The organism is Novosphingobium sp. Chol11 (assembly GCF_900218065.1).
GTDB lineage: Bacteria > Pseudomonadota > Alphaproteobacteria > Sphingomonadales > Sphingomonadaceae > Sphingobium > Sphingobium agri.
The window spans coordinates 1,574,844-1,594,237 of the sequence record NZ_OBMU01000001.1; the positions used below are offsets into that span (position 1 = coordinate 1,574,844).

The following is a 19,394-nucleotide window of genomic DNA, read 5'->3' on the forward strand; positions in this document are numbered from 1 at the left end:
CAGGCTTCTCCCTTCTCCGGGCCAATTCCTCTCGCGCCCTGTTCCCGTCCGCAATCAAGGCCCACTGATCCATGGACGGCACAGAGCCCATGAGATTGCCAGCCTGGTTCATGGCGGGGATAGATCGCTCGACCATGGCTCTCAATTGCGCTTCTGACATTTTGTCCCATGCTGTCATGCAGGCTTCTCCGATAGAAGGGCTTCGATAGCCGATTCCGGGTAAATCTGAACACTCCCCGGCTCGTATATGCTTTCTATGGCATACCCCAGGGCGGTAATGTCAGTGCGATACCAGCCTACGATCTTGCCACGCCAGCTTGATCGGCCTTTCTTCTGGACAAGATCGCCGAAAGCATATTGCGCGTCTGTGGGCCAAGGGGTTGTCTCGTCGGTCATGCTCTATCCCCCAGGCTTTCCTTCGCCGCCACTATAGCGATGACAGCGCGCTTGATCTCTTCAGCAATGGGAGCGAACATGCTTTGCCCACGTGGTCCTAGAGCCATGTCGATCCGCTCCAATTCGATCGCCAGCGTTGCTTGGATGGGTGCCACACGCTCCATGCTGTCCGTGCCTGCCCCGCGATAGGCTTCCAGGGTGAGGGCGTCTAGCGCGTCGTCCAGATGGGCTAGGGCGTCACTGATTGCCATTAGCGGGGTTCCTTTTGCTTATCGGCATTGGCTCACCATCGTTCAGCAGCGGGTGAATGACCATATCGACCAGATCGCTAGTGATCGGCGGATGCAGCCACATTGCCAGCCTGACAAGCTGGTAAGCTATACCGGCGCGCAGCCATCCCATCACTCCCCCTCCTGTGAGGCGATGGCGCGGGAGCGGCTTGTGTGCGGTAATGTGTGCGCTTCAAACGCACACGAGCGGTTTGTTCCGTCACTGTTCGCGTGAACGAATCGGCAACGGTTCAATGATACCGGCCTTCCTTGGCCCTCCGAAGGCAAAGGCCAGAGGTTCGAATCCTCTTGGGTGCGCCACTTTCCTCCATTTTTAAGCACCGCCTGCTCATGATCCAGCAGGTATCGCTTGGCCTCCAAGCCACCAGCAAAGCCGGTCAGCGCTCCCGCCGATCCGATCACCCTATGGCATGGCGCGATGATGGAGATGGGATTGCGTCCGTTCGCCGCCCCGACCGCACGCGATGCCGTAGGGCGGCCGATGTCCGCTGCTATCGCGCCGTAACTGCGCACTTCTCCGAACGGGATGCGAAGCAGAGCCGCCCAGACCTGTTTCTGAAAGGCGGTGCCCTGCAAATCGAGCGGGAGATCAAAGCTGGTCAGATGGCCTGAAAAATAGGCGCACAGTTGCTTGGACGTTTCGCAGAGCAGCGGATGGCCTGACGCCCTCTCTCCGCGATCAATCCGCACACGGCGCGGGTCATCATTTTCCCATAGAAGCGCGGCGAGGCCCGTGTCGCTGACGATCATGGTGAGATCGCCGACCGGCGACGGAAATATGTCAAAGGCGGATGTCATGGCGCGGCCTTTCTGCTGATGGATGGGCCGCGGCATAATCCACTTGGTCCGGCATTGGCCTCCTGCTTCTTGCCGTCAAAGCAGCTGCCCCTTCAGCGCGCTTCCACGCCCTCGGGGAGGACGACGGCCGACCAGCTCTTGCCCGCGATCAGATATTTGGCAGCAAGCGCCTGCAGCTGGGCGGGCGTTACCGACAGCATGTCCTTGGCCATGGTCTGCATGGCCTGGACATATTGCGGGTTCTGGGTCGCGCCTTCCATCTGGTTCATCCAGAAGGCGTTGCCAGTGCTCGCCCGCATCAAAAGCTGGCGCATCGGCGCGACGGCACGCTGCAATTCATCATCGCTCACCGGATTTTTGGCGAGGTCGGCCGCCGTGTCCTTAACAACGCCGTAGAAATAGTTGACGCGGTCGGGCCGGACCTGACTGGTCACCAGAATGTAGCCGCCGCTTTCATACGAGAAAGGCCAGTTATTCTGCACGCTTGGCGAGTAGGCGGCACCTTCCGTCGATCTCAACCGGTCGAACAGACGATCGTTGAAAATCTGAGTTAATATTTCGAGCTGCCGCGCTTCCTTCGTGAGCGTGAAGCCGCCCGCCGTCGGCCACGCCATGACGGCGGCGGCCTGTTCCTTGTCGCCCTTGTGACGCAGGACCACGGGCTTTGAGACAGGAGCGGGGAAACGCATCTGCTTGTTCACGGCAGGAACAGGGACATCCGCCCGGGCCGGCAGGGCGCCGAAAGTTGCTGCCACTGCCTGTATCGCCTCATCCGGCTTCACCTGGCCGAATATCTGCACCTCGATCGGTCCGGACGCGAGCAGCGGTTCCCAAGTTGCACGAAATGCCTGGGGGGTCAGCGCGTCGATTTCCTCGCGCGATGGCGTGCGGAAGCGCACATCCTTGTCGTGCAGCAGCCAATTGAGATCGCGCGCCAGCACCGAATCCGGGGCGCGGCCCATGGCGTCATAGGCAACGGCGGTGCCCGTCTTGACCCGCGCGATCGGCGCCGGGTCCCAACCAGGCGCGGCCAATTTGGTCGCGAACAATTGTAGCTGGTCCCGATAATCGGCGGGGCGTGTCACGGCCTGCATTTCGAAGGCGTCGTCGTCGATGGAGAAATCCATCCCCATGCGGCGGCCGTTCGTGAGGTCGTCCAATTCACGCTGGCCAAGCTTGCCGATGCCGCTTGCCACCAGGGCATAATTGGCCGCCCAACCCGGAACCGGCTTGGTTGGGGAAAAGGCCTGCTGCCCATGCCCGAAACGGACATTGATCCGCACCTTTTCCGTTTCCGCATCATTGGCGAACAGGGTGAGTTTCACACCGTTGGCAAAAGTGATGCTTTCCATGCCGGGGAGCCCGACCTGTGTCCTGGAGACCACTTTCCCCGGCGCTCCGAGCTTCGGCAGATCCGCCATGGTGACTGCCTTGTCCGCCAGCCGGGCGTTGGTGGCCGCCTTGACGGGCGCAGCTACGGCTGCGGCGAGTTTGGCGGCGGCTCCGGGTACAAGCTTGCCTGTGATCAAAAGCGCCCGGAACACGCCAGCCGAGAATAGGCGGCGGGTCGAATCCAGGATCTTCTGGGGCGTCATCGCCGGTTTGCCGGAGCGGAATATGTCGAGCGCGGCTTGAGGACTGACCGTGGTTTCACGAATGTCGACGGCGCTCACCAGATCGCTGGCCTGCTTGGCGCCAGCTTCGGTATCGGCATTTTCCACCTGGATAGCCAGTGCGGTGTCGATCTGCGCATATTCGCGGTCGATTTCGAGCTGGCTGGGCGGGCTGGCCTTTGCGTCCTCGATGATGGCCCGTACGTCGCCGAGCGCCTTTTCCCAATTGTCGCCCGACGGGACGATCGTCACGAAAGTGCCGTCTGCCGATCGGCTGACATCCTGCTGATCGACGCTTGCCTGAATGAAGCTGCCCCCGCTGCGGGCAACCTGTTCAAGGCGGCGGCTGATGATCTGCAGCGCGAGCATGTCTGTCAGCTTGTCCTGATTATAGACGATCGTGTCCGCATGCGGCTTCCACGGACGCAGCCACGCCATGGTCAGGCCCGTGGGCGCACCGGGTTCGACGGCGACGCTGGTCGCGGGAGCCTTGGGATTCGGCTCGCCGAATTCGGGCAGCGCAGCGCCTTTCCCTGGGACGGACCAGGACGCGAAATTGTCCTTGATCATCTGTTCCGCAACGGCGGGATCGATATCGCCAGCGATCGAGATCACCGCATTTTCCGGGCGATACCAACGCTGATGGAAAGCTTCCATCCGGGCTGCGGTGGCGGCATTCAGCGTTGCGACCGTTCCGATCGGGCTGCGATCGGCAAGGGGCTGACCGGCGAAGAAATGACGGCGGCTCGCGTCGGAGATGCGCATTTGCGGCCCGTCGCCTTCGCGGCGTTCGGCGAGCACGACCGCGCGCTCCGCCGCCACAGCGCTGTCGATGATGTTGGGGTCGGCCATCATACCGGCAAGGATCTTCATGCTCTCGCCAAGACTTGTCGGCGTCGCTTGCGGCAGGTCCAACGCATAGGTGGTGCCGGTGGGGGTCGTCTGCGCGTTGCTGTCGCTGCCAAAGGTCACGCCGAGCCGCTGCCATATCCGCTTGGATTCGCCGTCGGGCACGTGGCGCGATCCGCGAAAGGTCAGATGCTCCATGAAATGCGCGTAGCCCTGCTCATCCGGCCGCTCCATCAAGGAGCCGACGTCCATGCGAAGGCGCACCGAAACCTGGCCGGGCGGAACGCCGTTACGGCGGACGGCATAGCGCAGGCCGTTGGGCAACGTGCCGAACCGCCAAGCCGGGTCGATGGGCACGTCGCTATTTTCGTAGAGCCATGGCCTGACCTGCGCCTGCGCGCTACCGGCAACAGGGGCCGCTTTCGTGATCGTCGGATCAGTTCGAGCCGAAAGGGACGCAGGCGAGCCCGACAGCAGCAGTGCGATGACGGACAGCGAAACGGCAGGACGCCGGAAGGAAAAGCTCATGGCGTCATAGCCTAGAGCCAAAATTCTGAATGGCTACTGACAAAGAGCATCCCGGCTCTCTGCAGGATTCAGGACGGCGCCGCGCAGCGCCGTCCTGTCGAACTTCAGCGGCCCCCGGTTTTCTGCACGGCACCCTTGTGCGCGCCGACGCCGCCCCGGTTGCGGCGGAAGTTCTTCTTTGCGGGCTTGGCATCGCCATCGGGACGATGGGCGCGCTCGGCGGTGCCGCGCGGCTGCTGCTTCTGCTGATCCTGATAGCGGCGCTGGCCGTCGGCGCGGCGCGCCTTCTGCTCCGGCGTCTGCTCGCGGCCCTTGCGCTGCGGCGCAGCCTTGGGGAGGTTGCGGACAGCTTCGACGAAGTTCTCCGGCAGGGGCACGATGTCAAGCTTCACCTTGGTGGTCCGCTCAATCGCTTTCAGATAGGGCCGCTCATCGTCGGCCACGAAGCTGATGGCAACGCCTTCCGCCCCTGCCCGCGCCGTACGGCCGATGCGGTGGACATATTGTTCGGGCACATTGGGAAGCTCGAAATTGATGACATGGCTGACACCTGAGACGTCGATGCCGCGCGCGGCGATGTCGGTGGCGACGAGCAGCTTCACATGACCATGACGGAATGCCTGGAGAGCCGTGGTGCGCTGCGCCTGGCTCTTGTTGCCATGGATAGCCACGGCCTGAATGCCAGCACCTTCGAGGAAGCGGACGACGCGATCGGCGCCGTGCTTGGTCCGGGTGAAGATCAGCGCACGGTCGATCGGCTCGTTGCGGATGGTGAGGTTGAGCAACGCCTGCTTTTCCGCCTGGTTGACGAAGGTCGCCTGCTGACGGACACGTTCGGCCGTGGTGGATTGCGGAGCGACGCTGACCTTGACCGGATCATGCAGGAACTGCGCGGCAAGTGCCTCGATCTCTCCAGGCATGGTGGCGGAAAAGAACAGGTTCTGCCGGTCCTTGGGCAGCAGCTTGGCGATACGCTTCAGCGGATGGATGAAGCCCATGTCCATCATCTGGTCGGCCTCATCGAGGACGAAGATTTCCGTGTCCTTGATGGTGAATGCGCGCTGGTCGATCAGGTCGAGGAGACGGCCGGGCGTGGCGACGACGATGTCGATGCCGCGGCCTAGTGCGCGGATCTGCTTGTTGATCGGTACGCCGCCAAAGACGACTTCGACCGACAGCTTCATGAAGCGGCCATAGTCGCGGAAGCTCTGCGCGATTTGGGCGGCGAGTTCGCGGGTTGGGGAAAGGACGAGCATCCGGCAACCCTGAAGCGGGGTCGGCTTGGGATTGCGGGCGAAATAGTCGAGGCTGGGAAGCGCGAAGGCAGCGGTCTTGCCGGTGCCGGTTTGCGCGATGCCGCACAGGTCCTTGCCCTGAAGCAGAACGGGGATCGCCTGCGTCTGGATGGGGGTGGGATTGGCGTATTTCTTGGCGGCGAGCGCCTTCAGGATGGGCTCGGCGAGACCAAGGTCGGTGAAATGCATGAATGAACTCTCGAAATAAAAAGGCTCAGGCGCCAACGAGTTGCATATCGCAACTGGACGCAAGGCGGGTTGCGAAACGACCCGCGTGAATAGGGAAGCCTCAAAAGCTTGGCGCAGACTTTCATTGGCCGGCCCCGCAACCCCTTATGTTCAAAGGGCCGGAACGATCACGCTGCCAATCGCTGATGGGCCATGAAGGCCGCCCGCTGCGCTGCGCCGCATATGCATTCATTCATGCAAAAAAGCAAGGGCCCCGCGCGAACGGAGCCCTTAGGAGACGATTCAGAGCGACACTTCCACATGCTTGCCGCGCATTTCGTCACGCACATCGCCGCCGAACAGCTGTTTGAAGACGCCGCCGAGCGACATGTCGGCGCGCCAGATTTCCGCATGGCCAAGGTCGAAGCGGAGCATGAGCAGATTGGGGTCCTGCCGCCCGCCCGGATACCAGGCCGCGACTTCGTGCGTCCAGTAGCGGTCGATTACCGCAGGGTCAGTCTCTTCCGTCAGAGTGCCGTCGATACAGGCGAAGAGATAGTGACCCTTACCCGAAAACTGCGCCATCGCGGGACCACCGGCAGCGAGACGGTTTTCCTTCGTCGTGTAGAACCAGAAGCAGTGGTTCGCGCCAGGATCAAGCTGCGCGGTCATCGGCAGACTATGTTCATGCGATCCCTGCAAGCCAATCATCAGAAAGGGGCTTTCCGACAATTCGGTCCAAAAACGATGGCGGATATCGGACTCGTTGCTCATCCTCATTCTCCTGTTCATCCAAACATGGGTTTAATCGACAGCAACTGGCGAAGTTCCCCCAAAAGCCCGTCTGGACGCTTGATCTTGCGCCCCCTTCTCTCCACATAGCGGCCATGCTGATCGAGACCGAACCAACGCCCAATCCGGCGACCGTCAAGTTCATCCCCGGCCGGGTGGTCATGGGCATGGGCACGCGCGATTTCGCGACGCCCGAGGAAGCCGAAGCTTCCCCCCTCGCCTCTGCGCTGTTCGGCTTGGGCGACGTAACGGGAGTCTTTTTCGGCGGCGACTTCATTTCTGTCACGATCGCGCCCGGCGCGCAGTGGAGCGACGTGAAACCGGATATCCTGTCGATCCTGCTGGAGCATTTTTCGGCGAACATGCCGCTGTTCACGCCCGGATCGGCGGGCGAAATCTTCATCCCCGAGGAAGAAGAGCAATTTGCCGACGACCCGGCCGATGCGGAGATCGTCGCGCAGATCCGCGACCTGATCGACACGCGCGTGCGGCCCGCCGTCGCCAATGACGGCGGTGACATCGTCTATCGTGGCTTCGATCGCGGGACGGTCTATCTGCGGATGCAGGGCGCCTGTTCCGGCTGCCCGTCATCGAGTGCCACGTTGAAGAACGGCATCGAGCAACTGCTTAAACATTATGTTCCCGAGGTGACGGAAGTACGCGCCGTCTGAAACAGGAGCGGCGGCGTTTGGCAAATCGATCCGGATCGACTAACCGCTTCGCATAGCCAATCACGCCCGTCCGCTTTTCTCATAGGGGATTTTCTTGCGCACTCTCGTCATCGACACCGCTACGCAGGCGCTGTCCGTGGCGCTGCTCGATGACGGCAAGACGATCGGTCATTTCCACGAGGTCGTTGGCCGAGGCCACGCCGAAGCGCTGGTGCCAGCCATCGCCGCCCTGCCCGATGGCGGCCGGGCCGAGGGGATCGCCGTGGACCTTGGCCCCGGAAGCTTCACGGGGGTTCGCATCGGCATCGCGGCTGCCCGAGCGCTTGCCCTGGCCTGGTCCCTGCCGCTCCATGGATATTGCGCACTGTCGCTGATTGCGGCCAAGGCGGCGCAAAGTCAGGATCAGGATGGAGGGCAGATCGCGGTCACCATCACCGGAGGGCATGGCGAACTGTTCTGGCAATGTTTCGACGCCGATGGCCTGACCGCCGTCACCCAGCCAGCGTCGACACCGATCGCGACGCTCGCCACGATGCTGGATCAGCCGGTGATTTACGGCACCGGCGCCGAAGCTTTGGTGACGGCGCGTGGCCATGGCACCGCCGTCAGCCTTTATCCCAACTCCGCCGACTTCCCGCTCATCGCAGGTCTCGCGCCGCTGCCGCCCTCCCCCATCTATTGCCGGGAAGCGGACGCGCAGCCCATGCCGCAGCAGGCCCGTCCATGATCCCCGAACTGGTTCTGGACATGTATGAGGATGGCGAGCGCAATGCGCTGGCCGACGCGATGGACGTCATGGCGCATGCGTTCGACCCTGCCTATGGAGAGGCGTGGACATTGCCGCAACTGTCGGGCGTCATGATGATGCCGGGCACCTGGCTCACCATCGCCCGGGTCGATGCGGCGGCGCTGGGCTTCGCCCTCGTCCGGTCGGTGCTCGACGAATGTGAATTGCTGCTGCTGGCTGTCCATCCAGCATGGCGCGGCAAAGGCATTGGCCGCGAACTGTTGATCGACAGCCTGAAGACCGCGCGACGCCGTGGTATAAAATCCATGAACCTTGAAGTCCGTTCGTCAAATACAGCCGTCAAGCTGTACGAAAAAACGGGATTTGAATATGTGCATAGGCGCCCTGGTTATTACCGGGGAGCGGACGGTCAACTTCATGACGCCCTCAGCTTTCGTATAGAAATGCTGGGATAGACTGATCACCCTTGCTAAAGGGAAGATCAGGGTATAACGCAGACATACCGCTCCTGAAACGAATTTACTTGGGCGGGTCGCATTACATTCAGCATTCGCGGGATAAAAGAAATGGAAATCGAATCAGCCCAGAGCGAGCTGCTCATTACTTTGACTTCGGATATTGTTGCAGCACATGTTTCCAACAACAGTGTCGCCGTATCTGACGTTTCGACGCTTATCCAGAACGTCCACGCCGCCCTTTCCGGGCTGGCGAAGCCTGCCGCTGCGCCGGAAGTGAAGCCGGAACCCGCCGTGTCGGTGCGTTCTTCGATCAAGCCCGACTATATTATATGCCTGGAAGACGGCAAGAAGCTGAAGATGCTGAAGCGGCACCTGATGACTCATTATCAGATGACGCCGGAAGATTATCGCGCCAAGTGGGGCCTGCCCGCCGACTATCCGATGGTCGCGCCCAACTATGCCGAACAGCGCCGGTCGCTGGCGAAGAAGATTGGCCTTGGCACGAAGCGCCGCCGCACGCGCGCGAAATAAACAGCGGCACGGACGATCCGTCATGAGAAGGGGCGCATTTGCCGTGCGCCCCTTTTATAATGGCGTCGATGCCGCTAGATTCCGGCTGATTATTTGACACACCCCAATGAGCGAGCCCGCATGAACCGCAAGATCGATGTAGAAGCCCTTTGCCATGAGAAGGGCCTGCGCATCACCGAACAGCGCCGCGTGATCGCTCAAGTGCTGAGCGATGCGTCCGACCATCCGGACGTTGAGGAACTGCACAAGCGGTCGTCCGCCATCGACCCTGGCATTTCGATCGCGACCGTTTACCGCACCGTCCGCCTGTTCGAGGAAGCAGGCATATTGGACCGGCATGATTTCGGCGATGGCCGTGCCCGTTATGAGGCCGCACCCGAAGCGCATCACGACCATCTGATCGATGTCGAAACCGGGAACGTGATCGAGTTCGTCGATCCGGAACTGGAACAGTTGCAGAAGCAGATCGCCGAGAAGCTGGGTTTCCGCCTGGTCGATCACCGCATGGAATTGTACGGCGTGTCACTGGAACGCAAGAACTGACAGCCTTGCGGCGGCTGCGCTATTTCTACCGGCTGAGCGCGCTGGCGGCGTCGCTGCTGCTTTGCCTCATCCCGCATCTGCTGTGGCGGGCCGTGGGCGCCCGGTCACCCTGGCCCCGCCGCTTCCTGGGAATGGCGGCGCGCGCGGTGGGTGCGCGGGTGCGGGTGGACGGGCATCCCTTTCACGGCGACAGCTTCGTCATCGCCAATCATGTCAGCTGGGTCGATATATTGGCGCTGGGTGGCGCGACCGGCGCTGCCTTCGTCGCGCATGACGGGATTGCCGGGTGGCCGGTGATCGGCTGGCTGGCGGCGCAGAATAATACGCTGTTCGTGGCGCGGAACCGGCGCGGTGCGCTGGGCGGGCAGATCGAGGCGTTGCGCGCCGCGCTGGCGGGGCATCAGCCGGTCGCCCTTTTTCCGGAGGGTACGACGAGCGATGGGCAGGCTTTGCTCCCGTTCAAGCCGTCTTTGCTGGCGGTGCTGCTGCCCCCGCCGCGCGCGGTGATGATCCAGCCGGCACATATCGACTATGGGGCAGCGACGGACGAGATCGCCTGGCATAGCGATGAACCGGCGGGCAGCAATGCCAAGCGGCTGCTGGAGCGGCCCGGCCGGATCGAGGTGACGCTGCGTTTTTTGGAGCCGTTCGATCCGGCGCTCTACCCGGATCGCAAGCAATTGGCGGCGGTGGCGCGGGAGCGGATCGCCACGAGCATGGCCATGCACCTGCCGCCTTTCGCTCCGCTGTCGCCGCCTGTATAGCTGGACCACATGAATCGTAACGACGCCCCCAAGACTCCAGCGACATTCCACGTCAAATCCTTCGGCTGCCAGATGAACGTCTATGATGGCGAGCGCATGGCCGAGATGCTGGGCGAGCGGGGCATGACCGCTGCGGCCGACGGGGCGGAGGCTGATCTGGTCATCCTCAACACCTGCCACATCCGAGAAAAGGCGGTGGACAAGGTCTATTCCGACATCGGACGGCTGAACCGTGAAGACGGGACGCGGCCTATGATCGCGGTCGCTGGTTGCGTGGCTCAGGCGGAAGGAAGCGAGATCAGCCGCCGCGCGAAAAGCGTCGATATCGTGGTGGGGCCGCAGGCTTATCACCGGCTGCCCGACCTGATCGAAAAAGCCGGGCGCGGCGAGGAAGCGGTGGATACCGACATGCCGCTGGCGTCGAAGTTTGGCGCGCTGCCCGCGCGGACCAAGCAGGCGCGGCCCACGGCTTTCCTCACCATCATGGAAGGGTGCGACAAATTCTGCACCTATTGCGTGGTGCCTTACACGCGCGGGGCGGAGATCAGCCGGACTTGGGGCGCGATACTGGACGAGGCAAAGGCGCTGGTTGATGGCGGCGTGCGCGAGATCACGCTGCTTGGGCAGAATGTGAATGCCTGGGCGGGCGAGGACGATAAGGGGCGCATGCAGGGCATGGACGGCCTGGTGCGTGAACTGGCGAAGATCGGCGGGCTGGAGCGCATCCGTTACACGACCAGCCATCCCAACGACATGAGCGACGGGCTGATCGCGGCGCATGGCGACGAGCCCAAGCTGATGCCTTTCCTGCATCTGCCGGTGCAGTCGGGGAACAACCGCATCTTGAAGGCGATGAACCGCAGTCATGATGCGGAAAGCTATTTGCGGATCATCGAGCGGGTGCGGGAGGCGCGGCCGGACATCGCACTGTCGGGCGACTTCATCGTCGGCTTCCCCGGCGAGACGGATGCGGAGTTCGAGGATACGCTGAAGATCGTCGAGCAGGTGCGCTATGCGCAATGCTATTCTTTCAAATACAGCCCCCGCCCCGGCACGCCCGCGGCGGACATGGACGGGCAGATCCCGGCGGCGGTTATGGATGAACGGCTGGCGAGGCTACAGGCGCTGATCAACCGGCATCAGGTCGAGTTCAACGCAGCGACCGTCGGTCGGCAGACGCAGATCCTGCTGGAGCGCAAGGGGCGTCATCCCGGCCAGCTCATCGGAAAAACGCCATGGCTGCAATCTGTCCATGTCATGGCGCCGGAACTTTTCATCGGCGACATGGTCGAAGTGGATATCATCAGTGCCGGTCCGAACAGTCTGGCCGGCGAACTCAGCAGGAGGAAAGCCGCTTGAACCCATTACAAGTCGTTCCCGGCGCAACGGGAGCTCATCTCCGGACCTGGCTGGCAGGATCAAGGCCCGAGAGATGGATATCCGCCCTTGCGGATAGGACTTGTGGAAAGGGAGGCTGCTGAATGTCGAAGAAACCGAACCAGAACCAGCGCAGCGACACCGCGGAACGCGCCCGGCTGGAAGTGACTTTCGAAAAGCCGCACCTGCTGGGTGCGCTGTTCGGGCAATATGACCAGAATCTGGTGGCGATAGAGAACCGGCTGGGCGTCTATATCGCGGCGCGGGGCAACAAGCTGCAGATCGAGGGCGAGGCGGAAGCAGCTGCGCGGGCGCGGGACGTGATGACGGGCCTCTACAACCGGATCGCGGCGGGGCAGGAAATCGACAGCGGCGCGGTGGAGGCGGTGATCGCCATGTCCGCCGAACCGACGCTGGACGGCATCATCCGCCACGACGTCGCCGAGCCGCCCAAGGTGATGATCCGCACGCGCAAGAAGACGATCGTGCCGCGATCCGCGACGCAGGTCACCTATATGGAGGCGCTGACCCGCAACGACATCATCTTCGCGCTGGGGCCGGCGGGTACGGGCAAGACCTACCTGGCCGTCGCGCAGGCGGTGAGCCAGCTGATCACGGGCAGCGTCGACCGGCTGATCCTCTCACGCCCGGCGGTCGAGGCGGGCGAGCGGCTGGGCTTCCTGCCCGGCGACATGAAGGAGAAGGTCGATCCCTATCTGCGGCCGATCTATGACGCGCTGTACGACACGCTGCCCGCCGAGCAGGTGGAGCGGCGGATCGCGAGCGGGGAGATCGAGATCGCGCCGATCGCCTTCATGCGCGGGCGGACGCTGTCCAACGCCTTCATCGTGCTGGACGAGGCGCAGAATACGACGATCGCGCAGATGAAGATGTTCCTGACCCGCTTCGGCGAGGGGAGCCGGATGGTGATCTGCGGCGACCCGAGGCAGGTGGACTTGCCACAGCCGGGCATATCCGGCCTTGCCGATGCGGTGGCGCGGCTGGAGGGCGTCGAAGGCATATCGGTGGTGCCGTTCGGGATCGGCGACGTCGTGCGCCACCCGGTCGTCGGGCGGATCGTGCAGGCCTATGAGGGGCCGGATGCTTGAGCGGGACGCTGTTTCTCGACTTCGCCCGAAACGAACGGATGATTGAACGATGATTGAAGTTGCGGTCCTTCAGGAAGAAGGCTGGCCGAAGGAAGATTGGGAACTGCTAGCGCAGCGAGCGGTCGTGGCGGCTATCACCCATAGCCCCTATGCCGCCTTTGCCACGGACGAGGCGCTGTATGAGGTCGCGGTCAAGCTGACCAGCGACGAGGAAGTGCACGGCCTCAACCGTGCCTATCGCGACAAGGACAAGCCGACGAACGTCCTGTCATTCCCGATGGTGCAGCATGACCTGCTGGAGGCGACCGGCAACACCGACGATGGCGAGGTGCTGCTGGGTGATATTGTGCTGGCCGAGGGGGTTTGCGCGCAGGAAGCGGCGGAAAAAGGCATCTCCGTCGCCGACCACGCCACGCACCTCATCATTCATGGCACTTTCCATTTGCTGGGATATGATCATATGGAGGACGCCGAGGCGGAAGCGATGGAAGCGTTGGAGACGCAGTCGCTGCTGAGCCTTGGCATTTCCGATCCCTATGGGGATCGCCTGACAGGATAATAGGAAGAACGATGGCTGAAGGCAGTCCGAAGGACGGCAACGGTTCAAAGGAACCGGACAGTAGTAGTCAAGAAGGCGGTTTATGGAGCGGCCTGAAGTCGCTGCTGTTCGGCGAGGAAGAGAGCCCCAGCCTGCGGCGCGAGCTGGAAGAGGCGCTCGACGAATATGATGAGGATGAGCAGGAGGACGGCGCTCCTGCTCCCGCCAAGGGGGACCTGTCCGCGATCGAGCGGCAGATGGTCCGCAATCTCCTGCATTTTTCCGAGCATACGGTCGATGACGTGGCGGTGCCGCGCGCCGACATCATCGCGATCGAGGAACGGGCGAGCTTTACCGAACTGGCGGCATTGTTCGCCGAAGCCGGGCATAGCCGCATCCCGGTCTATCGCGAGACGCTGGATACCATCGTGGGCATGGTCCACATCCGCGACGCCTTCGCCATCCTTGCGGGCAAATCGCCCGTGCCGGACAGCCTGGAGCCGCTGATCCGCCAGCCGCTCTATGTGCCCGAAAGCATGGGCGCGCTGGACCTGCTGGCCGAAATGCGGGCCAAGCGGACCCATCTGGCGATCGTGCTGGACGAATATTCGGGCACCGAAGGGCTGCTGACATTCGAGGATCTGGTCGAGGAAATCGTCGGCGAAGTCGAGGATGAGCATGACGACGCGCCCGAAGCGCTGATGGTGCCGCTGGAAGGCGGGCTGTGGGAGGCCGATGCGCGCGCCGAGTTGGAAGACGTCGCGAAAGAAATCGATCCGCGCCTTGCCGATGTGGAGGAAGATGTCGACACGCTGGGCGGCCTTGCCTTCGTCATTGCAGGCCGGGTGCCGGATGCGGGCGAGATACTCGACCATGAGGAAAGCGGCTGGAAGCTGGAGATTATCGGCAGCGACGGGCGGCGGGTGACGCGGTTGCGTCTGCATCCGCCTGTCGAAAAAGAAGAACAGGAAGTCGAATGAAAGCAGACGCCCGCCGCAATGATCGGGACGCGCGGGCAATGCTGGGGAAATGTTAAGAGCTGATCGTTAGGCTTCTGCTGCCTCAATGCTTTCGGTTGGGAGCAATTTGGTGAGGGTGCGGGTCCGACGAGTGTTGCGCTGCCCCCTCAACCTGCCCTCTCCCCGGAGGGGAGAGGGTTTTCTGGGGGTGGAGCAGCGTTTTGCGGCACGAGCGATTATCGATTTCTACGGGGCGAGCGGTTCTGTCGCCCATTGCGGTGCCGGTGACGGGATTGGAGCGCTGGCTGCTGGCGCTGGTGTGCGCCGTCACATTGGCGTTCGCGATCATCACGCCGCCCTTTCAGGCGCCCGACGAAAATCAGCATTATATGAAGGCGCTGCTGCTGGCGGACGGCCGGGTCATGACGGAGCAGCGGGGGCCGGAAATCGGGGCCGAGTTGCCGCGATCCGCGCTGGAATTGCATGGGGTGGATTTTCCAACCGAGGTCACCGGCAAGGCGCGGCGCTTTGATCCGACGATGGTGGAGCGCGCCTGGAGCGCGGACGCGGGGCGGCCCGGCACTGCCTTTGCTGACTTTCCCAATGTCGCCAACTATGCGCCTACGCTCTATGCGCCTTCTGCCGCTGGATTGATGATCGGTGATGCCGTGGGGTTGCCCCGTATCGGGAGCTTCTATGTGGGGCGGTTGGTCAATGCTGCGGGCGGGCTGATCTTGCTGACCGTGGCGTTTGGCCTGATGCCTTTTGGGCGCGCGGCCCTGCTGGCGACCGCATTGCTGCCGACATTCTGCTATCAAACGGGTTCGCTTTCGCCTGACGCGGTCATCAACGGCATGGGTTTTGCCGGTCTTGCGCTGTCGCTGCGGCTTGCCGCGATGGGAAGCAGTCCGGCCCGAAACGCGGGGCTGATGCTCGCCGCGCCGCTGCTTGCACTGGCGAAGGGTGTTTATCTGCCGCTGATGGCAGCGGGGCTGCAATGGCCGCAGCATCGGCGGGACATGCGGCCATGGCTGCTGATCGGCGCGATGGCCGTTGGAGCGGCGGCGTTCATCCTGTGGATGAAGATGTCGGGCGGCAGCCAGGCGCTCTATCATATCGTGTCGCGCAAGACCGGTGAGGATGTCATGACCGCGCCGCTTGCCGCGCAGCTTGGCGTCATCCTGGCCGACCCGGCCGCCTATGTTCGTGCGCTAGGGTCCAGCATCGTTGAACGGTCGCCGGTATATGCGTTGCAGATCGCAGGGCGGTTCGGGTGGAACGCGATTCTGCTGCCGCTGCTCGCTTACCCGGTGGCGGCTGTCATGTTGGCGGCGGCGGTGGCGAGCGGATCAGGCGTGCGGGTCAGCTTTGGTCAAAGGCTGTGGTGGCTCGCCGTGGTAGCCGGCACCGGCCTGCTGATCGAAACGGCCATGTATCTGACGGGAACGCCGCTGGGGGCGGATTATGTGCAAGGGACGCAGGGCCGCTATTTCCTGCCGTTGCTGCCCTTGGCATTGTTGGCCCTGATGCCGGAAACGGGGTTACGCGGGGCTCGCGGCGTTTTTGCCGGATCGGCGCTGCTGTTGCTGATGATCGCGCTCGCCAGCGCTTATGACAGCTTCTGGGTGCACGGCTTCGTTACGGCGGACGGGATGCCGCCGCATGAACGGCTAAGCGACGCGCTGCTCCTGCCCTCGCCCCGCTGGTAGCCAGTGGCGCCAGAGGCATAGCCAGCCCAGGCCTTCTACCCAACCGGCAAGGACATCGCTCGGCCAGTGTACGCCGAGCCAGACGCGGCTGGTGCCGATGAGGGCGATGATGAGCGCGGCGGCGAGATAGGGTAAGGCGTAAAGCCCCTTACCCCGACCCTTGGGTTCCGTTCGGGCTGAGTCCTTCGACAAGCTCAGGGCGAGCGGGGTTGGGTGGCTATGACGGGTGAGCGCATGATGCATCAGCATGGCAAGCGCGCCGAACAGGATCATGGTGCCGGCGGAATGGCCGCTGGGAAAACTGTAGCTGTGCACGATGTCGATGTGCGGCAGCAGATCGGGGCGCGGCGCGGCGAAAATCTGCTTGAGGCCGGTGTTGAGCAAGGTGCCACCGACTACGACCAGCGCGAGCCATTGGGCGGCGTGGCGCTGCCGCCGGTAGAGCAAGCCTGAAGCCACCGCCGCCATGATGAAAAGGCGTCCTATCGTATCGCCGACAGCGGACGCTGCGACCATGACCGTGGTGATCCATGGGGCAGCGGCCCTGCCCGCTCCCGCCGCCTTCATCGCAGCGATGTTGAGCGGATCGAACCAGCCGGACCGCTGAAGCAGCGCGATGGCCAGCACGCCGAGAAGCGCGAGGACGAATATCCCCGCGCCTCTTCGCCATGAGCGGCGATCAGATATGGAGCGCGCGCCCATAAGCGGCGAGCACGCTTTCGTGCATCGATTCCGAGATGGTCGGATGCGGGAAGACGGTGTGCATCAGTTCCGCTTCGGTCGTTTCCATAGTCTTGCCGATGGTGAAGCCCTGGATCATCTCCGTGACTTCAGCGCCGACCATGTGCGCGCCCAGAAGTTCGCCGGTCTTTGCGTCGAACACGGTCTTGGTGAAGCCTTCCGCTTCGCCGAGCGCGATCGCCTTGCCATTGCCGATGAAGGGGAACATGCCGACCTTCACCTCATAGCCTGCTTCCTTGGCCTTGGCTTCGGTGAGGCCGACTGAGGCGATCTGCGGGTGGCAATAGGTGCAGCCCGGAATGTTGCGCGGGTCCATGGCGTGGGGATGCTTGCCCGCGATCGCTTCGGCCGCGATGACGCCTTCGTGGCTGGCCTTGTGCGCGAGCCATGGCGGGGCGGTGATGTCGCCGATCGCCCAGAGGCCGTCGATATTGGTGCGGCACATCTCGTCGGTCTTCAGGAAACCGCGATCGTCCATCGCGACGCCCAGTTCCTTCAGGCCGATATTTTCGGTGTTGGGGACGATGCCGATGGCGACGATCATGTGGCTGAACTCGGCGGCGCTTTCCTTGCCCGCCTTGTCCTTCAGCTTCGCCTTGATGCCGTTGGCGCCGACCTGAATATCGCTGACGCCAGCGCCGGTCAGGATGGTCATGCCCTGCTTCTTCAGCGCCTTTTCGAGGAAGGCGGAGACGTCCGCATCCTCTACCGGCACGACGCGATCCATCATTTCGACGACGGTGACGTCAGCGCCCATGTCGTTGTAGAAGCTCGCAAATTCGATGCCGATCGCGCCGGAGCCGATGACGAGCAGCTTTGTCGGCATTTCCGGCGGGGTCATGGCGTGGCGGTAGGTCCAGACGCGCTTGCCGTCGGCGGCAGCGCCCGGCAGGTCGCGGGCGCGGGCGCCGGTGGCCAGGATGATGTTCTTCGCGGTCAATTCTTCGGTCTTGCCGTCCTTGGTGACGGAGAGCTTGCCTTTGCCGGTCAGCTTGCCGTCGCCCATGTGGACGGCGATCTTGTTCTTCTTCATCAGGTGCGTGACACCCTGATTGAGTTGCTTGGCGACGCCGCGCGAGCGTTTGACAACGGCGGCGATGTCCGCGCTGATCTTTTCGGCGGCGAGGCCATAGTCCCCGGCATGCTGCATATAGTGGAAGATTTCCGCCGAGCGCAGCAGCGCCTTGGTCGGGATACAGCCCCAGTTGAGGCAGATGCCGCCGAGATTTTCACGCTCGACAATGGCGGTCTTGAGGCCCAGTTGGGCCGCGCGGATCGCGGCCACATAGCCGCCGGGGCCGGAGCCCAGAACGATCAGATCGTAATTCTCAGCCATTATCCTGGTCTCTCTTCTTATGCCGCGGTCATGGGCGGCACGGTGCGGGGCTGGCGATCCTCACCGATCGCCACGAAGGTGAAGGTGGCGCGGGTCACGCGATAGGATCGGTCGTCATGACGAGTGCGCCGCCAGGCCTCAACGTCGATCTTCATCGATGTGCGGCCGACCGAGACGAGCTTTGCGAAGACCGACACTTCGTCGCCAACGACGACCGGGCGGAGGAAGGTCATGCCTTCGACGGCGATGGTCACGGCGCGGCCCTTGCTGTGGCGCGCGGCGACGGAGCCCGCCGCCGAGTCCATCAGACTCATCAGCCAGCCCCCGAAAATATCCCCATAGGGATTGGTGTCGGCGGGCATGGCGATGACGCGGACGGCGGGGCTTTCCTCCGGCGGCAGCTCGTCGGCGGCGCGCATCAGGCGAGCATGCCGATCGGGTTTTCGACCAGTTCGCGGAAGACCTGCATCAGGCGGGCACCGTCAGCGCCGTCGATGGCGCGGTGATCGAAGCTGCCGGTGGCGGACATGACGGTCGCGATCTGAAGCGAGTCATCGACGACGAAGGGCCGCTTTTCGCCCGCGCCGATCGCCATGATCATGGCCTGGGGCGGGTTGATGACGGCTTCGAACTGCTTGATACCGAACATGCCCATGTTGGAAAGCGACGCGGTGCCGCCCTGATATTCTTCCGGCTTGAGCTTGCCGTCCTTCGCGCGGGCGGCAAGGTCCTTCATGGCGGTGGAAATGGCGGCGACGCCCTTGCTGTCAGCGCCGGTCACGATCGGAGTGATGAGGCCGCCGGGGATGGATACGGCCACGCTGATGTCGGCGCGGCTGAATTGCAGCATCTGGTCGCCCGCGAACTGCACGTTGCATTCGGGCACCTGGATGAGGGCGACGCCCAGCGCCTTTATGAGGAGGTCGTTGACGGACAGCTTGACGTTGCGGCTGGCGAGACCGGCGTTGAGTTCGGCGCGCAGCTTCAACAGCTTGTCGAGCTGAACGTCGACGGTGAGATAGATGTGCGGCACCTGCTGCTTGGACTCGGTCAGGCGGCGGGCGATCGTCTTGCGCATGCCGCTCAATTTGATGACTTCGTGCGGGATGCCGAAGTCCTGCGCGGCATGGGTCGCGGCAGGCGCGGGGGCCGGGGCGGCGGCGGCGAGCGTTGGGGCGGCG

General features: G+C 63.1%; 21 protein-coding genes and 1 pseudogene. 11 read left to right on the forward strand and 11 right to left on the reverse strand.

From position 1 onward, the window contains the following. Positions 1 to 174 precede the first annotated feature (174 nt). The 7 genes and pseudogenes from NCHOL11_RS07830 to NCHOL11_RS07855 form a co-directional block, all read right to left on the reverse strand. On the reverse strand, positions 175 to 396 hold the full coding sequence (locus tag NCHOL11_RS07830; protein ID WP_097091804.1) for a DfrB family trimethoprim-resistant dihydrofolate reductase: 222 nt from the start codon (positions 394 to 396) through the stop codon (positions 175 to 177). Then, positions 393 to 647, reverse strand: a complete 255-nt coding sequence (locus NCHOL11_RS07835; protein WP_097091806.1) for a hypothetical protein — start codon at positions 645 to 647, stop codon at positions 393 to 395. Before NCHOL11_RS07835 ends, NCHOL11_RS07830 begins: the two co-directional genes overlap by 4 nt. Further along, positions 634 to 798, reverse strand: coding sequence for a hypothetical protein (locus NCHOL11_RS18165; protein ID WP_176502199.1), 165 nt, complete (start codon positions 796 to 798; stop codon positions 634 to 636). The genes NCHOL11_RS07835 and NCHOL11_RS18165 overlap by 14 nt, the downstream gene beginning before the upstream one ends. A gap of 209 nt (positions 799 to 1,007) precedes the next feature. After that, positions 1,008 to 1,484: pseudogene (locus NCHOL11_RS07840) on the reverse strand (methylated-DNA--[protein]-cysteine S-methyltransferase); the annotation flags it as partial. A 92-nt stretch (positions 1,485 to 1,576) separates the two neighbouring features. Continuing rightward, positions 1,577 to 4,474, reverse strand: coding sequence for a M16 family metallopeptidase (locus tag NCHOL11_RS07845; RefSeq protein WP_097091808.1), 2,898 nt, complete (start codon positions 4,472 to 4,474; stop codon positions 1,577 to 1,579). A gap of 104 nt (positions 4,475 to 4,578) precedes the next feature. Further along, positions 4,579 to 5,958: a DEAD/DEAH box helicase gene (locus NCHOL11_RS07850; protein ID WP_097091809.1), complete on the reverse strand. Its 1,380-nt coding sequence runs from the start codon at positions 5,956 to 5,958 to the stop codon at positions 4,579 to 4,581. Between the two features lie 282 nt (positions 5,959 to 6,240). Beyond that, complete coding sequence (locus NCHOL11_RS07855; RefSeq protein ID WP_097091810.1) at positions 6,241 to 6,711, reverse strand: pyridoxamine 5'-phosphate oxidase family protein; 471 nt, start codon at positions 6,709 to 6,711, stop codon at positions 6,241 to 6,243. 113 nt (positions 6,712 to 6,824) lie between these two features. On the opposite strand from NCHOL11_RS07855, the gene NCHOL11_RS07860 reads away from it, so the two are divergent. The 11 genes from NCHOL11_RS07860 (at position 6,825) to NCHOL11_RS07910 (ending at position 16,136) form a co-directional block, all read left to right on the forward strand. Then, positions 6,825 to 7,400, forward strand: a complete 576-nt coding sequence (locus NCHOL11_RS07860) for a NifU family protein (RefSeq protein WP_097091812.1) — start codon at positions 6,825 to 6,827, stop codon at positions 7,398 to 7,400. A 94-nt stretch (positions 7,401 to 7,494) separates the two neighbouring features. Further along, positions 7,495 to 8,127, forward strand: coding sequence for a tRNA (adenosine(37)-N6)-threonylcarbamoyltransferase complex dimerization subunit type 1 TsaB (gene tsaB, locus NCHOL11_RS07865; protein ID WP_097091813.1), 633 nt, complete (start codon positions 7,495 to 7,497; stop codon positions 8,125 to 8,127). Beyond that, complete coding sequence (gene rimI, locus NCHOL11_RS07870; protein ID WP_097091815.1) at positions 8,124 to 8,603, forward strand: ribosomal protein S18-alanine N-acetyltransferase; 480 nt, start codon at positions 8,124 to 8,126, stop codon at positions 8,601 to 8,603. Before tsaB ends, rimI begins: the two co-directional genes overlap by 4 nt. A 111-nt stretch (positions 8,604 to 8,714) precedes the next feature. Next, positions 8,715 to 9,137, forward strand: coding sequence for a MucR family transcriptional regulator (locus tag NCHOL11_RS07875; RefSeq protein WP_097091816.1), 423 nt, complete (start codon positions 8,715 to 8,717; stop codon positions 9,135 to 9,137). Between the two features lie 120 nt (positions 9,138 to 9,257). After that, a complete protein-coding gene (locus NCHOL11_RS07880; RefSeq protein ID WP_097091818.1) occupies positions 9,258 to 9,680 on the forward strand; it encodes a Fur family transcriptional regulator in 423 nt (140 codons plus the stop codon). A 131-nt stretch (positions 9,681 to 9,811) separates the two neighbouring features. Further along, a complete protein-coding gene (locus NCHOL11_RS07885) occupies positions 9,812 to 10,444 on the forward strand; it encodes a lysophospholipid acyltransferase family protein (protein WP_441339495.1) in 633 nt (210 codons plus the stop codon). Positions 10,445 to 10,453: 9 nt separating this feature from the next. Beyond that, positions 10,454 to 11,803 carry a tRNA (N6-isopentenyl adenosine(37)-C2)-methylthiotransferase MiaB gene (miaB, locus tag NCHOL11_RS07890; protein ID WP_097091822.1) on the forward strand — a complete coding sequence of 450 codons (1,350 nt, stop codon included), beginning with the start codon at positions 10,454 to 10,456 and terminating at the stop codon, positions 11,801 to 11,803. A gap of 122 nt (positions 11,804 to 11,925) precedes the next feature. Then, positions 11,926 to 12,930, forward strand: a complete 1,005-nt coding sequence (locus NCHOL11_RS07895; protein ID WP_097091824.1) for a PhoH family protein — start codon at positions 11,926 to 11,928, stop codon at positions 12,928 to 12,930. Between the two features lie 49 nt (positions 12,931 to 12,979). Then, positions 12,980 to 13,489 (forward strand): rRNA maturation RNase YbeY, encoded by a 510-nt coding sequence (gene ybeY / locus NCHOL11_RS07900; protein ID WP_097091828.1) that lies wholly within the window; start codon positions 12,980 to 12,982, stop codon positions 13,487 to 13,489. An 11-nt stretch (positions 13,490 to 13,500) separates the two neighbouring features. Continuing rightward, positions 13,501 to 14,448, forward strand: coding sequence for a hemolysin family protein (locus NCHOL11_RS07905; protein ID WP_097091830.1), 948 nt, complete (start codon positions 13,501 to 13,503; stop codon positions 14,446 to 14,448). Between the two features lie 257 nt (positions 14,449 to 14,705). Beyond that, positions 14,706 to 16,136, forward strand: coding sequence for a DUF2142 domain-containing protein (locus NCHOL11_RS07910; RefSeq protein ID WP_255254797.1), 1,431 nt, complete (start codon positions 14,706 to 14,708; stop codon positions 16,134 to 16,136). Here NCHOL11_RS07910 and NCHOL11_RS07915 read toward each other — a convergent pair. The 4 genes from NCHOL11_RS07915 to NCHOL11_RS18525 all read right to left on the reverse strand — a co-directional run. Further along, the gene (locus NCHOL11_RS07915) at positions 16,098 to 16,838 is read right to left on the reverse strand and encodes a phosphatase PAP2 family protein (protein WP_097091835.1); all 741 of its coding nucleotides are present in this window, start codon (positions 16,836 to 16,838) and stop codon (positions 16,098 to 16,100) included. The genes NCHOL11_RS07910 and NCHOL11_RS07915 overlap by 39 nt on opposite strands. Beyond that, on the reverse strand, positions 16,816 to 18,213 hold the full coding sequence (gene lpdA / locus NCHOL11_RS07920; protein WP_097091837.1) for a dihydrolipoyl dehydrogenase: 1,398 nt from the start codon (positions 18,211 to 18,213) through the stop codon (positions 16,816 to 16,818). Before lpdA ends, NCHOL11_RS07915 begins: the two co-directional genes overlap by 23 nt. A 17-nt stretch (positions 18,214 to 18,230) precedes the next feature. Further along, on the reverse strand, positions 18,231 to 18,632 hold the full coding sequence (locus NCHOL11_RS07925; protein ID WP_097091838.1) for an acyl-CoA thioesterase: 402 nt from the start codon (positions 18,630 to 18,632) through the stop codon (positions 18,231 to 18,233). Then, a partial coding sequence (locus NCHOL11_RS18525) for a 2-oxo acid dehydrogenase subunit E2 (RefSeq protein ID WP_255254744.1) occupies positions 18,632 to 19,394 on the reverse strand: 763 nt, incomplete at its 5' end. The genes NCHOL11_RS18525 and NCHOL11_RS07925, both read right to left, overlap by 1 nt.

What these genes read in the sequence shown, in the direction of transcription:
- NCHOL11_RS07830 (WP_097091804.1), bottom strand. Translation starts at nt 396, where the DNA reads ATGACCGACGAGACAACCCCTTGGCCCACAGACGCGCAATATGCTTTC.
- NCHOL11_RS07835 (WP_097091806.1), bottom strand. Translation starts at nt 647, where the DNA reads ATGGCAATCAGTGACGCCCTAGCCCATCTGGACGACGCGCTAGACGCC.
- NCHOL11_RS18165 (WP_176502199.1), bottom strand. Translation starts at nt 798, where the DNA reads ATGGGATGGCTGCGCGCCGGTATAGCTTACCAGCTTGTCAGGCTGGCA.
- NCHOL11_RS07845 (WP_097091808.1), bottom strand. Translation starts at nt 4,474, where the DNA reads ATGAGCTTTTCCTTCCGGCGTCCTGCCGTTTCGCTGTCCGTCATCGCA.
- NCHOL11_RS07850 (WP_097091809.1), bottom strand. Translation starts at nt 5,958, where the DNA reads ATGCATTTCACCGACCTTGGTCTCGCCGAGCCCATCCTGAAGGCGCTC.
- NCHOL11_RS07855 (WP_097091810.1), bottom strand. Translation starts at nt 6,711, where the DNA reads ATGAGCAACGAGTCCGATATCCGCCATCGTTTTTGGACCGAATTGTCG.
- NCHOL11_RS07860 (WP_097091812.1), top strand. Translation starts at nt 6,825, where the DNA reads ATGCTGATCGAGACCGAACCAACGCCCAATCCGGCGACCGTCAAGTTC.
- rimI (WP_097091815.1), top strand. Translation starts at nt 8,124, where the DNA reads ATGATCCCCGAACTGGTTCTGGACATGTATGAGGATGGCGAGCGCAAT.
- NCHOL11_RS07875 (WP_097091816.1), top strand. Translation starts at nt 8,715, where the DNA reads ATGGAAATCGAATCAGCCCAGAGCGAGCTGCTCATTACTTTGACTTCG.
- NCHOL11_RS07880 (WP_097091818.1), top strand. Translation starts at nt 9,258, where the DNA reads ATGAACCGCAAGATCGATGTAGAAGCCCTTTGCCATGAGAAGGGCCTG.
- NCHOL11_RS07885 (WP_441339495.1), top strand. Translation starts at nt 9,812, where the DNA reads ATGGCGGCGCGCGCGGTGGGTGCGCGGGTGCGGGTGGACGGGCATCCC.
- miaB (WP_097091822.1), top strand. Translation starts at nt 10,454, where the DNA reads ATGAATCGTAACGACGCCCCCAAGACTCCAGCGACATTCCACGTCAAA.
- NCHOL11_RS07895 (WP_097091824.1), top strand. Translation starts at nt 11,926, where the DNA reads ATGTCGAAGAAACCGAACCAGAACCAGCGCAGCGACACCGCGGAACGC.
- ybeY (WP_097091828.1), top strand. Translation starts at nt 12,980, where the DNA reads ATGATTGAAGTTGCGGTCCTTCAGGAAGAAGGCTGGCCGAAGGAAGAT.
- NCHOL11_RS07905 (WP_097091830.1), top strand. Translation starts at nt 13,501, where the DNA reads ATGGCTGAAGGCAGTCCGAAGGACGGCAACGGTTCAAAGGAACCGGAC.
- NCHOL11_RS07915 (WP_097091835.1), bottom strand. Translation starts at nt 16,838, where the DNA reads ATGGGCGCGCGCTCCATATCTGATCGCCGCTCATGGCGAAGAGGCGCG.
- lpdA (WP_097091837.1), bottom strand. Translation starts at nt 18,213, where the DNA reads ATGGCTGAGAATTACGATCTGATCGTTCTGGGCTCCGGCCCCGGCGGC.
- NCHOL11_RS07925 (WP_097091838.1), bottom strand. Translation starts at nt 18,632, where the DNA reads ATGCGCGCCGCCGACGAGCTGCCGCCGGAGGAAAGCCCCGCCGTCCGC.